Origin of the sequence: Clostridium merdae, assembly GCF_900176635.1 — a bacterium.
Lineage (GTDB): Bacteria > Bacillota > Clostridia > Oscillospirales > Acutalibacteraceae > Faecalispora > Faecalispora merdae.
This window is the reverse complement of sequence record NZ_FXLN01000004.1, coordinates 1,207,808-1,222,256: the sequence shown is the minus strand read 5'-3', so window position 1 is coordinate 1,222,256 and position 14,449 is coordinate 1,207,808. Positions and strand designations below refer to the sequence as shown.

Here is a 14,449-nt window from a genome sequence, read left to right as displayed (position 1 = left end):
GTTTTATAGAAAATCGTTACATATGAGGGTGTGTTTGGTGGAAGCAAAAGTATCTACTCATCACATTCTTTATTGATATGCTCTTCCGATTGCGCTGAAATGAGTTCTATTGTTTTAAGCCAGTTGTCCAAAAGTGTGAGTGTTATTTTTTCGCCATTGTGGTATAGCTCAACCTTTGCACCAGTATGGAGAAGTTGTTCTAGAAGTTCACGAAAAACCATTTTTCGGTCTATCTCATTTAAGTCTTCCACTACATCGTAGTACTCTAAGTCGAACTCTAGTGCAAATGCGCCATTCTCTATTTTCTTTTTCAGGTCTTTTATAGAGAGAGTACGGTCAAATTTGCGGATAAGTGAAATGTAAGAAACGGTTTGAGAATCCGGCAGTATTTTGCATTGTATGAGATCCATTGCGTTGATACACCTCTTTCTATATTTACGCCGTAATGAATGCAAGATTATAGTGAATCGCTTATTTTAGCAATGCCGTATGCAAATTGTATCATTTATACCAAAATAATGCCAGTAAATGGCGGGAATCGGCGCTTTTCCATTGACTTTTAGCCGGTATAATCTTATAATAAAGTTTGTTATAAACGCGGCTGCGGTTCCATTTGGAACGCAGCCGCGGAAACATTAAAGCTATTGGAGGATATTTGCATGAAGCGAATAGGAAAACCGGTGTTTTTCATCGTCGCCCTCCTTATCCTGCTTTTTACCTACACCGCCATTTTTGGGGTATATGCGCAAAACGGGGATAATCGCACTACATATGTTAAAGGTGCGGGCGATATTCGATGGGGCATCGACATCCGTGGAGGAGTAGAGGCTACCTTTACACCTGATACCGGAAAGGGAGCGACGAAAGAGCAGCTTGATGCGGCAAAATCAACCATTGAACTGCGTTTGGTCAACAACCACATTACGGATTATGAAATCTACACAGATGATCATAACGACCGTATCATTGTTCGCTTCCCGTGGAAGAGCGGTGAACAGAGCTTCGACCCAGAGGCTGCCATTCAGGAGCTGAGCGCCACTGCACTGCTTACCTTCCGTGAGGGTGCAGAGTACACAACCACTGAAACCGGTTCCGACGGCCAGCCGGTTTATAAGACTCCAAAGGGTACCACAAAAGAAAAGATTATTCTTCAGGGTAACGACGTAACTTCGGCTCAGCCGCAGGTATATCAAGACCCCAATTCCGGTAAAACCCAGTACTTAGTAGCGCTGGAATTCAGCAAAGAGGGTTCTACCAAATTTGCGGAAGCAACCGAGCGTTTGGTGGGACAACCCATCTCTGTTTGGATGGACGACACCATGATTTCTTTCCCCAATGTAAAAGAAGCCATTACAGACGGTAAGTGTACCATCGAGGGCAATTTTACAGCAGCGGAGGCATCCTCGTTGGCTGCGAAAATCAGTGCTGGTGCATTGCCATTTAAACTCATTACGACTAACTTCCAAACCATCAGCCCGTCACTCGGTAGCACCTCGCTGGATGCAATGCGCTGGGCCGGTATTATCGCGTTTGCGTTAGTGTGTGTATTTATGTTGGTAATGTTCCGCTTGCCCGGCATTATTGCAATTATTGCACTGATGGGTCAAGTTGCTGTTTCGTTTGCAGCCGTTTCTGGCTACTTCCCGTTCCTCAATAGCTTTACGATGACTTTGCCCGGCATCGCCGGTATCATCCTATCCATTGGTATGGGTGTGGATGCAAATATCATCACGGCTACCAGAATCAAAGAAGAGCTTTGGGCCGGTAAAACGCTGGACGGAGCGATTCAAAAGGGTAACGCCAATAGCTTCTGGGCCATTTTCGACGGTAACATTACCGTTATTATCGTTGCGGTCATACTTATGCTGGTATTCGGGCCTACCAACCTGTTCTCAGCTTTGTTTGGTTCCTCCACAACCGGTGCTATTTATTCCTTCGGTTATACGCTGCTGATTGGTACCATTGGCAACTTTATCATGGGCGTAACCGCAACCCGTTTGATGACCAAATCCATTTCCGGGTTCCGATTCGCTCGCAGCAAGTGGCTGTATGGAGGTGCAGATAAATGAAAACTTTTCATATTCGTTTTTATGAGAACCGCAAGATTTACTTTGCGATTTCACTGCTCCTAATGGGCGCCGGCCTTATTTTCAACATTATCTTCGGCACCCAGCTCGATATTCAGTTTACCGGCGGTGCGCTGATTAAATATTCTTACTCGGGTGAAATCAACCAGGAAAAGGTACAGGATATTGTTCAGGCTACTACCAATAAGCCTGTTACAGCAAGTATCAATAAAGATGTGAAATCGGCGAGTGATGGTAAATCGCTCAACAATGTGTCCATATCTTTTTCTGGGACAGAATCCTTAACATTACAGCAGCAACAAGCAGTAGCTGCTGCTTTGGCAAAGGAATATCCGAACGCTAAATTTGCTGTTGTGGAGTCCAGCTCCATTAACCCAGTAATGGGCCGCGATTTCTTCTTTAAATGTCTGTTGTCCGTATTTGTTGCTGCGTTACTGCTTATTGTTTACATTGCGTTGCGCTTCCGTAAAATCGGTGGTGCTTCTGCAGGTACAATGGCAATTATTGCGCTGCTACATGACGTGGCTATGGTGTATTTCACCTTTGTTGTGTTCCGTATGCCAATTAACGATAACTTTATTGCGGTTGTTCTTACCATTCTCGGTTATTCACTCAATGATACGATTATTATTTATGACCGTATTCGTGAAAACCGCAAGCTGATGGGCCCGAAAACCGATTACAGTGTATTGGTAGATACCAGCATTAACCAGACCCTTACCCGTTCACTGTATACCGCAGGCTGCACCTTTGTTGCAATTGCAGTGGTGTATGCGGTTAGCGTCATGTATAATCTGGATTCTGTGCAGACCTTTGCTCTGCCGATGATGGTTGGTATTCTTACCGGTTGCTATTCTTCTATTTGTGTTGCTGGCCCGCTGTACGTTATGTGGCAGAAGCATAAGCAGCAGAAGAAACAAAAAGCAGCTGCTACCAACTAAGAAGTGTTTTACAAGTAAATGATCGAATGATGGAACCACCCCAAGTGCTATCACACTTGGGGTGGTTTTTTTGTTGGATAAAGCAGTACTTTTCTATGATTGAGGAAATTCTGTAACATTCCATCGCATAAGGACGATAGAATATAGAAGAGGTCTTTATAAACAGATATATCTTAAAATGAAACTGGACTGGTGTAACGTTAGCTTTAAAGTACATACTTCTCTGCAAATCGCATCTCCCCGCATTATCTGAGCAAAAGATTTATAAAAATTTCATAGTAGCTCTTAAACATCTAGTGATGAGAATTGCACAGGAAACTACAAGCTCACAGATTTAATGAAGGTAGTTTTAGTTTAAATAATAAGGAGAAACAGAATGTCTACCACAGCACTGAAACTTCTTGCACTTGTTATTATGGTGATTGACCACATTGGTCAGCTTCTCCCCAATATGCCAATTTGGCTGCATTGGGTTGGGCGGCTATCCTTCCCAATTTTTATGTTCTGCTCTGCACATGGGTTTTCTCATACGAGAAGCAAGAAAAAATACATATTGCGGCTTTATTTTGCCAGTGTAATCATGGGGATTACCAATACTGTGATTTTCTATTTAACCAGACTGATTCCCCATTTTTCAAACCCTGCAGGAACAATTGATAACAATATATTCCGCCCATTGTTTTGCTTAAGTATTCTCTATTATTTAATGGATTGCTTTTTCCGGAATGACGGAAGCTTCAAAAAGCAGCTACGCCTTTATGCCTTGTGGCAGGGGGGAGCTTATTTGCTCCTAATTTTTCTGCCAATGGTCCTCCCTATTACTACACCTATTACCATGGTAATAGAGTTTCTGCCCACACTGCTTGGTAGCATCTTTTATATGGAGGGCGGCTGGGTGTATTTGCTGTTGGGCATGATTCTCTATTGGGCAAAAGATGATAAAAAGCGTTTGGCTCGCGCCTTTACAGCCTTTTGCGTTGTGTTCTTTTTGTTGCTTGTTACCCAGTTTGTACCGCATTGTCTTGCCCAGCTCATTAAATATAGAGCATTTCATCTTCCCAATTTACATTCCTTTTTATATGAGATTTGCATGGTGCACGCAGGAATTACACCGGGCTATAATCCAGACCCGACTGCCATTCTCTTTAAAGAATATCAATGGATGATGCTTGGGGCACTTCCGTTCTTACTTCTGTATAATGGGGAAAAGGGGAGAGGTTGGAAATACTTTTTCTACCTTTTCTATCCCTTACACATCTACGTGCTGTTTTTTATAGGAGGAATTCTATCGTAAAATAAAAGCCCTTATACGCACTATAAATTACTCAAAAGAAACAGACGGCAAAAAAGCCCTCAATTGTAGGATAAATAAAACTACAATTGGGGGCTTTTATATCTTATTCCAGCTTTTCTGCTGTTTTATAATGGTGCTTTTGCGTTAGGGCATAGTAATTTAAAAAGCTCTTTGTCTGTTCTTCCAGCGTTAATCCACTCATCGTACGGGCAACCAGTTTTTTCATAGCTACTTCTTTTTCGGGAGGGATAGAGACAAAGTTCTGCAAGATTTTTTCAAGGTTGGTATCGGCATCATACGCAAAGCCGTTTACCCCCTCCACCAATACCTCAGCACAAGCACTGCTTTTCGGCAAGATGACTGGTAAACCACTTACAATGGCTTCTAGTGGAGCCGCTTTCATCGCGTCCGATTCCGAAGCGCTGAAAAACACACTGCAAACTTGGTAGCATAGTGGTATTTTCTCACGCTCCATCTCCCCAGCAAACGTAACATGTGAAGAAATTCCGAGCAGATTTGCTTTGCTTTTCATCTCGTCATATTCAGGGCCTGTCCCAACAATCGCCAAGTGGAGTTTAGGCAGGCTTTTACAAACAGATGCCCAGCAATCCAGTAGGGTATCAACGCCATTGTCTTTGCCAATGGTGCCTACAAACAGAACTCCTGTTTTTCCGGTTATCCCGAGTCGTCGGGAAATCGCTGCATAATTGGAGTCTTCTGTCTCTTTTTTACGCAGCAGCTCTGTGTCAATACAAAGGGGAGAGACCGTTAATTGGCGATGCTTACACAATGGCCGAATTTTATGCAGGATTTTCTGCGAGGGGCTCGTTACCAAATCTGAGAAAGCAAGCGCTTTACGATAAGTGCTTTCGCAAAGCCGCTTCCCTATCATACGCCGAATTCCCTTACCGTAAAAACCTTCACTAATGTCGTGCGTGCTTTGCACGGTAGTAATAAGCGGCAGGTCGTGTGAAAGAGCGTATTTTAAACCAAGGCTTCCTACGGAACAGAACGTAAATAGGTGAATAATATCTGGGTCAAAATCATCAATAAAATCTTTTAGTCGATTGAGCTTTGTCCGTTGACCGGTTTGGCCATAAATGGTGTCGGCCGGTTTGGCAGGGCCAAATAGGGTATGCTGTTCTAAATAGCATTCGTCCGATTCTACGTCTGTACTTACTACCAGAACCTCTTGCCCCATGCGAATGAGTGAACGAGCAAGCAGCAAAACCTGTGTTTCAACCGCACAGGTTTGCGGCAAATATGTTTCAGTAAAAATAGCGATTTTCATAATTCCTCCCGTCTCCCGGTTAACCGTGCTAAAGTTTGCGTGGTTAACCCGCAAATCATCCAGAATCGTTTCATCTTATCGCAGTGATGCGGCTCGGCTTTGCAGCAGCAAAAACCATACCGCAGAAATAGTCTTTCGTTTTTGTCTTACATAAACTTGTCCAATGCCAATATTATAGTATAGCAAAATCGATTTGTCTTGCGGATTTTGAATTTTATTTTTTACTTTTTATCGGGGCTTCTTAACATCCATATAGTTAGAGGAATCTAAAAATGATAGTGAGCAGGAATTCGAGATAAAAGCCTTTGCAGATAAAACGTGTTGAAAGAACTGGGGGATGAACAGGGTTTTCGTGTTCCGTCATTGAATTTTACCCTGTTTTAAGCTATAATAAAGGTAATTGTTTCACAGGTAAATAATACACTTTACTTTTAATTTTTAGCAGGATTCCCGGCGTTTGAAATAGAGTTATTGGTAATGCGTCTTTTTATTCAAACGGCGGAAAATATGGGAGTGATAATAATGAGCGGCCACGAAAATTATGTTACACAGCCAACCTATACTGTTCCGCTTGCGAAGATAATAAAGGAGCTTTCTCTAACCCCTGTATATATGCCGGTCGACCCAGAAAAATTAATGATTTCTTCCCGTGAAGTGAATCGTCCGGGATTAGAACTAAACGGCTTTTTAGATTATTTTGATTCACACCGTATTTTGATTATGGGGAATACGGAAACAGCCTTTTTAAGTAGTTTTTCACCGGAGGAGCGGCAGGTTTCATTAAATAAGCTGCTCTCGAAAAAATCACCGGCAGTGATTGTGGCACGCAGTATTGAGCCAATGCCAGAGCTATTGGAAGCAGCGCAAATTTATGGCGTTTCGGTTTTTACCTCATCCGAGCCAACCAGCGATTTAATGGCTGCGCTGGTTTCGTATGTAAACGTTGAGCTTGCACCGCGCATTACGCGCCATGGTGTGCTGGTAGAGGTATATGGCGAAGGTATCTTTTTGGTTGGCGACAGCGGCGTTGGTAAAAGCGAAACGGCGATTGAGCTTATTAAACGCGGTCACCGGCTTATTGCAGATGACGCTGTGGAGATTCGCCGCGTTTCTGCGAAGTCTTTGGTGGGTACTTCACCCGAGAATATCCGTCATTTTATTGAGCTGCGTGGCATAGGCATTATCAATGCTCGCCGCATTTTTGGTATGGGTGCCGTTAAGGTAACTGAAAAAATAGATATAGTCATTAGTTTGGAACAATGGGATAGCTCTAAAAACTACGACCGTATGGGTCTTGAAAATGACTATACTGAGATTTTAGGCATACGTGTTCCGATTCTAACCATACCGGTAAAACCAGGGCGGAACCTTGCGGTAATTATTGAGGTAGCTGCCATGAATAACAGGCAAAAGAAGATGGGTTATAATGCTGCACAAGAGCTACTTAGCAGCCTTGGCCTGGATTCCACACTGATGGAGCCTACGGAAAAGAAGCTGAACTTTGATTTATAATGAAAGCCAAGAAAGCATGCGATTGCGTTCAGTGAAAACAATATTTATTCACTTTTGTTAATTGCGTCATTTTTAGTGACGAATGGTGGCCATTATGGCGCAAGGTTTTAGCATAAAACCGGAGCAGATGGCTCCGGTTTTTCATGCGGGCAAAAAATAGAGGAGGCATCTATGGAGCGGATTGAACAATTGGGGGCTGCCGCAGAGCAGCTTGGCTGCGAATATTCTTACAATGAGCCGATGAGCCGGCATACCACGTTCCGTATTGGCGGCCCGGCAGATTTATATGTGTCAGCGGGTAGCCGTGCTTGCTTGCAGCAGATGGCGAAGCGAGCCAATGAACTAGAAATACCTTATATGGTGATGGGCAATGGCTCGAATATGCTGGTAAGCGATGCTGGAATTCGCGGAATGGTGATTGCACTAACGGGCGAATTTAATGAAATTACCCGAACCGACCAACACGTGTGCTGTGGCGCGGGTGTTCCGCTTTCAGCATTATGTACCTATGCTGTGAACCATTCACTCTCTGGTGCAGAGTTTTTATGGGGGATCCCCGGTACCGCAGGTGGGGCGGCATTTATGAATGCAGGGGCCTACGGCGGAGAGATGAAAGACATTCTATTTTCTTGTGAGCATATGACGAATGAGGGTGAGTTTGGTACCCTCACGGGTGAGGAACTGGAGCTTTCGTACCGACATAGTGCATACAGCAAAAATCACGCCGCCATCCTGTTTCTTCATTTGCAGTTAAGCGAGGGAAACCAAGAGGAAATAAGGGCGAAAATGAATGATTTGATTGGCAGAAGGCGTTCGAAACAGCCGCTTGAAATGCCAAGTGCAGGCAGTGTGTTCAAGCGCCCGCCCGATCATTTTGCGGGAACCTTGATTGAACAATGCGGCCTGAAAGGGCAATGCGTGGGTGGTGCTGCGGTGAGTAGTAAGCATGCTGGTTTTATTGTAAACCAAGGCGGTGCAACCTGTGAGGATGTACTTCGACTGATTTCTGTTATTCAGGCAACAGTTTTAAAACAAACCGGAATTGAACTGGAGTGTGAAGTACGCAAGATTGGGCAGTGACCAAAGGTATAGCTCATTTTAAGCTAGATGAGTGAGAATGAGGGGGAATTTTAAATGGAATTTATTATTGTGACCGGGCTTTCCGGTGCAGGAAAGTCTAGAGCGGTAAATGCACTGGAGGACATTGGATTTTACTGCGTGGATAATATTCCACCAAAGCTGATTCCTACCTTTTACGATTTGTGCAGTCAGGCAAAGGAGGGGTTCCAGCGCGTAGCCGCTGTAACAGATATTCGTGGGGGCACGCTGTTTGAAAGCCTTTCTGAAACACTGGCACTCCTGCGCGATGAGGGGAAGAAGTATAAAATCCTTTTCTTAGATGCAGGGGATTCCGTTTTAATCAATCGCTTTAAAGAGACGAGGCGCAAGCACCCATTGGCGGAAGAATACCTTGGCTCGTTAGAGCTGGCTGTTCAGATGGAGCGCAAAATATTAAAAACGGTTCGGGAGTGTTCCGATTATATTATCGATACTTCGTACCTTTCTCCCGCGCAGCTCAAAGAGCGTATTTCCAGCCTGTTTTTGGGCGACGCTTCAGCTGCACTGATGATTCACTGTGTCTCCTTTGGCTTTAAATATGGTTTGCCACCGGAAGCAGACCTTGTATTTGACGTGCGCTGTTTGCCAAACCCTTTTTATGTAGAGGAATTAAAGCGCCAAACCGGCTTGGATGAACCGGTACGCGAATACGTTATGAAGTGGGATCAAACCAAAGGCTTTATCACCCGATTTCTGGATATGATAGACTACATGCTGCCCCTGTACTGCGATGAAGGCAAAAGCCAGTTGGTGATTGCGGTAGGCTGTACGGGCGGCCGTCACCGTTCGGTGGCACTCGCACAGCTTTTATATAACCACTTACTTGAGCATGGCAAGCGCGCCAGTGTAAACCATAGAGACATTCATAAATAGGGAGAGAGCCATGTCCTTCTCGTATGATGCGAAATCAGAAATGTGTAAGCTGGAGTCAGAACAATCCTGCTGTGAAAAAGCGGAATGCTATGGCCTTTTGCTTTGCGCCAAAAGCTTTTCATTACAAGCCGTTACCCTCGTAACAGAACACTCGTTGGTTGCACGCCGTGCCGCACAGCTTGCAGCACAAACTACAGGAGCAATTGTGGACGTGCGAACGGCGGTTTCGTTCCACCGCAGCAGCTATACGCTGCTTGTGCAGGAGGAAAGCCATCGCAGCCAGGTGCTCTCAGCGTTTGGACACAGCGGGCAAGAGATAAGCCTGCGGGTGAATTTAGCGAATCTTGAAAACGACTGCTGTAAAGCGGCTTTTTTGCGCGGGGTGTTTTTATCCTGCGGTACGGTAACAGACCCGAATAAAGATTATCATTTGGAACTGATTCTTCCTTACATGAATCTTGCCAAGGATATTATGTCCCTCTTGCGGGAGGGGATAGATTTTCACCCTGCGCTGGTAAACCGCAAGGGTGCGTTCGTGGTGTATATCAAAGGCGGAGACCGCATTGCAGACCTGCTCACCTATATGGGAGCAGGTGGAGCCGCCATGGAGCTAATGCAGGTTCGCATGCTTAAGGAGGTTCGAAATAACGTAAACCGCAAAACAAATTTCGAAACCGCGAATATTGATAAAACAGTGGGTGCTTCTGTGCGGCAAGTAGAAGCAATTGAAAAGATACGAGATACCGTTGGGCTAGAGGTCTTACCGGAGGAGCTCCGAGAAACCGCAGAGCTTCGGCTGGAGAATCCAGAGCTTTCCCTGCGAGAGCTGGGGCAGCTTTTCCAGATTCCAGTGAGCCGTTCGGGGGTAAATCATCGGCTGCGCCGATTAATTGAAGAGGCAGAAAACCTCAAGTAATTGTCGACGGTCAAGGCGTTACGCTTTGGCCGTCGGATTGTATGTGTGCTACATCGGTTTTCCGCACAGGAAATAAGCTTGCGCACAAGAAGGAGAGAAGTGCGCAAGGGCGCAGGCATTCTGTTGGCACAGGGCTCTGCCCCTCATGCCGGGGCGGGCACCTACTTTCACGAAAGGGTGAAAGTAGGCAAAGGCCTTCTAGGGGAGAGTATCGATTCTCTCCCCCAGAACCCCTCTCAACGACCAAAGGCTCTGCCTTTGGAATCCGAGTGAGCTCCCGCTCTACATCTATTTTCCGCACAGGAAACAAGCCTGTGCGTTGCAGTTTATATGTAAGGTTTGCTTTTCTGCTCAAAAATTAAAAAAAGTTGCGATATATGTCTCTGCGATCTGACGAGAGCGCTCTAAAAATGACCGCCGACGGACGGAGTCAACTTACTTGTTTTTTTATCATAGTTAGGAGAGTGGACATTTTTAATGGAGCGCCTTTACAGTAGCTAAGGTTTTACGGCTTGGGGTCGTTTCCCAAACGGATTCCAAAGGCGGAGCCTGCCCCGGCTTGAGGGGCGAATCAAAATAAAGAAGAATGTCTTTGCGGTGGCAACCGCTTAATAATTATTTATTCTTTTTGTAAGAAGATTAGCAATATGCGCAAGCTTTCTGTTGGCGCAGGGATTGCCCCTCATAAGATTTTATTAATGTAGCTAATAAATTAAGCATCAAGGAAGTAAAGGAAAGGAGGACAAGCGTATGGGTTTTGTACATTTGCATCTTCATACAGAGTACAGCCTGCTCGATGGAGCATGCCGTATCGCCCCCCTAATGAAGGCAGTAAAGGAGCAGGGGCAAACAGCAGTAGCCATAACAGACCACGGCGTAATGTACGGTGCGGTGGATTTTTACAGAGCGGCCAATCAAAATGGCCTTCATCCGATTATCGGGTGTGAGGTATATGTGGCACGCCGCACTCGTTTTGATAAAGTACATGGTTTGGATAATGATTCATACCATCTGGTATTGCTTTGTGAGAATAATATAGGTTACCAGAATTTAATACAGATCGTGTCGCAGTCTTGGACAGAAGGGTTTTATAGCAAGCCCAGAGTCGATTTAGAACTTCTTGAGGCGCACAGCGAGGGGCTCATTGCGCTATCCGCCTGTTTGGCAGGGCAGATACCCCGCCAGTTAACAAATGATGATTACGCAGCCGCACGGGAAACGGCTTTGCGTTACCAAGATATTTTCGGCAAAGGGAACTTTTATTTAGAAATGCAGGATCATGGGATCCGTGAACAGAAAATTGTGAATGATGGTATTCTTCGGCTCTCAAAAGAAACGGGGATACCTCTTGTTGCAACGAACGACTGCCACTATATCCACCAGCGGGATAGCCGAATGCACCTCATTCTTTTGTGTATTCAAACCAACCATACCATTCAAGACCCTGATAAGATGGAGTTTGCTACCGACCAATTCTACCTGAAAAGTGAAGAGGAAATGCGGGCTTTATTTCCGCAGGAGGCATGTGATAATACGGTTGTTATTGCAGAGCGCTGCAAGGTAGAGTTTGAGTTTGGCAACACAAAGCTGCCTGCATTTCAAACTCCAAATGGGGAAGAAAATGCTGCTTTCTTTCGCAATTTATGCTTTGAGGGTCTACATCGCTTTTATGGAGAACAGCCTGACCCATCGATTATTGAGCGGTTGGAATACGAGCTGCGTGTAATTGAAAGCATGGGGTACGTCAATTATTTCCTAATCGTATATGATTTTATACGGTACGCAAAATCTGTCGGAATTCCGGTTGGCCCGGGAAGAGGCTCCGGTGCCGGCAGCCTGGCTGCTTACTGCGTGGGGATTACCGGAATTGACCCCATCCGCTACCAATTGTTGTTCGAACGCTTTTTAAATCCAGAGCGAGTCAGCATGCCCGATTTTGACATTGACTTTAGTGATGAGCGTCGCGGAGAAATGATTGACTATGTGGTGCGCAAATACGGAGCCGATCACGTAGCGCAAATTGTCACGTTTGGTACAATGGCTGCCCGCGGCTCTCTTCGTGACGTAGGCCGTGCAATGGCAATCCCCTATAATGTAGTAGATTCGGTTGCAAAACAGGTTCCGATCGGGTTAAATGTAACGCTTGAAAAAGCCCTTGCCGCATCCTCGGAGCTGCGAGCCCGCTATGAATCTGACCCGCAGATTCATGAGTTGGTGGAGATGGCACGAAAGGTTGAGGGGATGCCCCGCAATGCCTCCACTCATGCGGCTGGTGTCGTAATTACCGACCATCCCGTAAGTGAATATGTTCCGCTTGCAAAAAATGGAGATTCCATTGTGACGCAGTACACGATGACTACCTTAGAGGAGCTTGGTCTTTTAAAGATGGATTTTCTGGGTCTACGCAATCTCTCTGTGCTCAATGACGCACAAGAGGCGATACAACGGGTGGACGCGTCATTTTCCATTTCAAAGATACCATTTGACGATAAAAAAGTCTTTGAGATGCTTTCCGCTGGCTCAACGGACGGTGTGTTTCAGTTTGAATCGGGTGGTATGCGCAGCATGATTATGCAGCTCCGCCCAGAAGCAATTGAAGATTTGATTGCCGTTATTTCGCTTTACCGCCCGGGGCCAATGGATTCTATCCCCAAGTACATTGAGAATCGGCATCACCCCGAAAAAGTCACCTATCGCCATCCCTTGTTAGTTGATATTTTGAAAGTTACGTATGGCTGTATTGTGTACCAGGAGCAGGTCATGCAGATTTTCCGTTCGCTGGCTGGGTATTCCTTTGGCCGTGCAGATATTGTTCGCCGTGCCATGTCTAAAAAGAAAGCCTCCGTAATGGAGAAAGAGCGTTCGATTTTCTTATATGGTCTTGTGGCGGAAGACGGTACGGTGGAAGTGGATGGCTGTATTCGCCGTGGAGTGAGTGAAGAAACCGCTAAAGCGATTTTTGGTGAAATGGAGAGCTTTGCATCCTACGCATTTAATAAATCTCATGCGGCGGCATATGCAACCATCTCATACCAAACAGCATGGCTGAAGTGCCATTATCCACGGGAATATATGGCGGCTCTGCTGACCAGTGTGCTGGATAATACCAATAAAATCGCCATCTATATCGCCGAGTGCTCCCGTATGGGGATTCGCGTTCTGCCACCCAATATTAATCAAAGCCGCCGTGGCTTTACCGTTTCAGGGCGGGACATTCGCTTTGGCTTGCTGGCTGTGAAAAATTTGGGTGACGGTTTTCTTAGAAATTTAATTCATGAGCGCGATGCAAACGGCGGTTTTGAATCCTTCTATCAATTCTGCAAGCGCATGTATGGCAAGGACTTAAACCGCCGTGCGCTTGAAAGCTTAGTGAAGTGCGGTGCTTTGGATTCCTTAGATTATAACCGCAACCAAATGCTCTCGAATATACAATCGGTGCTCGATACACTCGATTCGGATAAGCGCAGAAATGTGGATGGTCAAATCGGCTTTTTTGATACGCCACAGCTGCAAGCAGAAGAACCAACGTTTTCGATTGACCCATTGCCAGATTTTTCGGACGCAGATAAGCTAGTGATGGAAAAAGAAGTAACCGGCATGTATCTTTCCGGCCACCCAATGGGAAAATACTTGCAAATGTATGAGCAGATTGGCGCAACGCCCACAGGTGAGCTCTTGGAGGATGCGCAGGAGCAAACCGGCAGGCACCCGGATGGAGAAATAATTACCTTGCTTGGGGTGATCTCATCCGTTAAGCTAAAGGTAACTAAAAATGGAAGTCGCATGGCGTTCGTAATGCTTGAGGATATGTACGGCTCGTTAGAGATTTTGGTGTTCCCAAATGTATTGGAGCGGTATGGGGAGCTGGTAGCGGAAGGCAACGTTGTGGTGGCGAAAGGACGGTTGAGCCTAACGGAAGAAAAGGACGCGAAGCTAGTGTGCGATTCTCTCTCTTCGCCCCCGCAGGAGGGCGGCAAAATGCCGCAGACTGCTTCACCGGAGCAAATATCGCCTGCGGCAAAACGGCAGTCCAAACGGCCCGGGCTGTATTTAAAGCTGCCATCTCAAGACTCTTTCTGTCACCGAAAGGCAATGCAATACATTGCCGTGTTTGACGGTGCAACTCCGTTATATCTCTATTTTGAAGACACGAAAAAGCTAATGCAGGCACCCATGCAATACCGTGTAAGTGTAAATGACATTTTGCTGGGGGCACTCAGTGAGCTGCTCGGCGAGGAGAATGTGGCATTGGTGAAATGATGCAACATTTATCCATATTATCGCTACTTTCCTCCATACAATCGCCCGCATAGTGATGGTATAATAACGATATAAAGTTTCTTTTAAAGCAAAAGCAAGTACCATTAGTCGACATCAGCTCAAACCAATTAGCTGAATACAACAGTATCATTGAAT

Annotated in this window: 11 protein-coding genes; 9 read left to right on the top strand and 2 right to left on the bottom strand. The window is 45.5% G+C overall.

All coding sequences use genetic code 11. The annotated features are described in order from the left end of the window. Window positions 1-53: 53 nt before the first annotated feature. On the bottom strand, window positions 54-410 hold the full coding sequence (locus tag CAN90_RS11495) for a hypothetical protein (protein WP_085833959.1): 357 nt from the start codon (window positions 408-410) through the stop codon (window positions 54-56). A gap of 249 nt (window positions 411-659) precedes the next feature. Here CAN90_RS11495 and secD point away from each other — a divergent pair, with 249 nt between their 5' ends. From secD to CAN90_RS11480, 3 genes are all read left to right on the top strand, one after another. Continuing rightward, window positions 660-2,069 (top strand): protein translocase subunit SecD, encoded by a 1,410-nt coding sequence (secD, locus tag CAN90_RS11490; RefSeq protein WP_085833958.1) that lies wholly within the window; start codon window positions 660-662, stop codon window positions 2,067-2,069. Continuing rightward, window positions 2,066-3,028: a protein translocase subunit SecF gene (gene secF / locus CAN90_RS11485; RefSeq protein WP_085833957.1), complete on the top strand. Its 963-nt coding sequence runs from the start codon at window positions 2,066-2,068 to the stop codon at window positions 3,026-3,028. The genes secD and secF overlap by 4 nt, the downstream gene beginning before the upstream one ends. 376 nt (window positions 3,029-3,404) lie before the next feature. Then, complete coding sequence (locus CAN90_RS11480; RefSeq protein ID WP_085833956.1) at window positions 3,405-4,322, top strand: TraX family protein; 918 nt, start codon at window positions 3,405-3,407, stop codon at window positions 4,320-4,322. A gap of 103 nt (window positions 4,323-4,425) precedes the next feature. On the opposite strand, the gene CAN90_RS11475 is transcribed toward CAN90_RS11480, so the two are convergent. Then, window positions 4,426-5,613: a glycosyltransferase gene (locus CAN90_RS11475; protein ID WP_085833955.1), complete on the bottom strand. Its 1,188-nt coding sequence runs from the start codon at window positions 5,611-5,613 to the stop codon at window positions 4,426-4,428. 522 nt (window positions 5,614-6,135) lie between these two features. On the opposite strand from CAN90_RS11475, the gene hprK reads away from it, so the two are divergent. The 6 genes from hprK (at window position 6,136) to CAN90_RS11450 (ending at window position 14,293) form a co-directional block, all read left to right on the top strand. Then, the gene (hprK, locus tag CAN90_RS11470) at window positions 6,136-7,125 is read left to right on the top strand and encodes an HPr(Ser) kinase/phosphatase (RefSeq protein WP_085833954.1); all 990 of its coding nucleotides are present in this window, start codon (window positions 6,136-6,138) and stop codon (window positions 7,123-7,125) included. Between the two features lie 171 nt (window positions 7,126-7,296). Then, on the top strand, window positions 7,297-8,205 hold the full coding sequence (gene murB, locus CAN90_RS11465) for a UDP-N-acetylmuramate dehydrogenase (RefSeq protein WP_085833953.1): 909 nt from the start codon (window positions 7,297-7,299) through the stop codon (window positions 8,203-8,205). A 54-nt stretch (window positions 8,206-8,259) separates the two neighbouring features. After that, window positions 8,260-9,117 carry an RNase adapter RapZ gene (gene rapZ, locus CAN90_RS11460; RefSeq protein WP_085833952.1) on the top strand — a complete coding sequence of 286 codons (858 nt, stop codon included), beginning with the start codon at window positions 8,260-8,262 and terminating at the stop codon, window positions 9,115-9,117. A gap of 10 nt (window positions 9,118-9,127) precedes the next feature. Then, window positions 9,128-10,033, top strand: coding sequence for a DNA-binding protein WhiA (gene whiA / locus CAN90_RS11455; RefSeq protein WP_085833951.1), 906 nt, complete (start codon window positions 9,128-9,130; stop codon window positions 10,031-10,033). Window positions 10,034-10,132: 99 nt separating this feature from the next. Beyond that, window positions 10,133-10,306, top strand: a complete 174-nt coding sequence (locus CAN90_RS13630; RefSeq protein WP_159450380.1) for a hypothetical protein — start codon at window positions 10,133-10,135, stop codon at window positions 10,304-10,306. A 477-nt stretch (window positions 10,307-10,783) separates the two neighbouring features. Continuing rightward, a complete protein-coding gene (locus CAN90_RS11450; protein ID WP_085833950.1) occupies window positions 10,784-14,293 on the top strand; it encodes a DNA polymerase III subunit alpha in 3,510 nt (1,169 codons plus the stop codon). The last annotated feature ends 156 nt before the right edge of the window (window positions 14,294-14,449 follow it).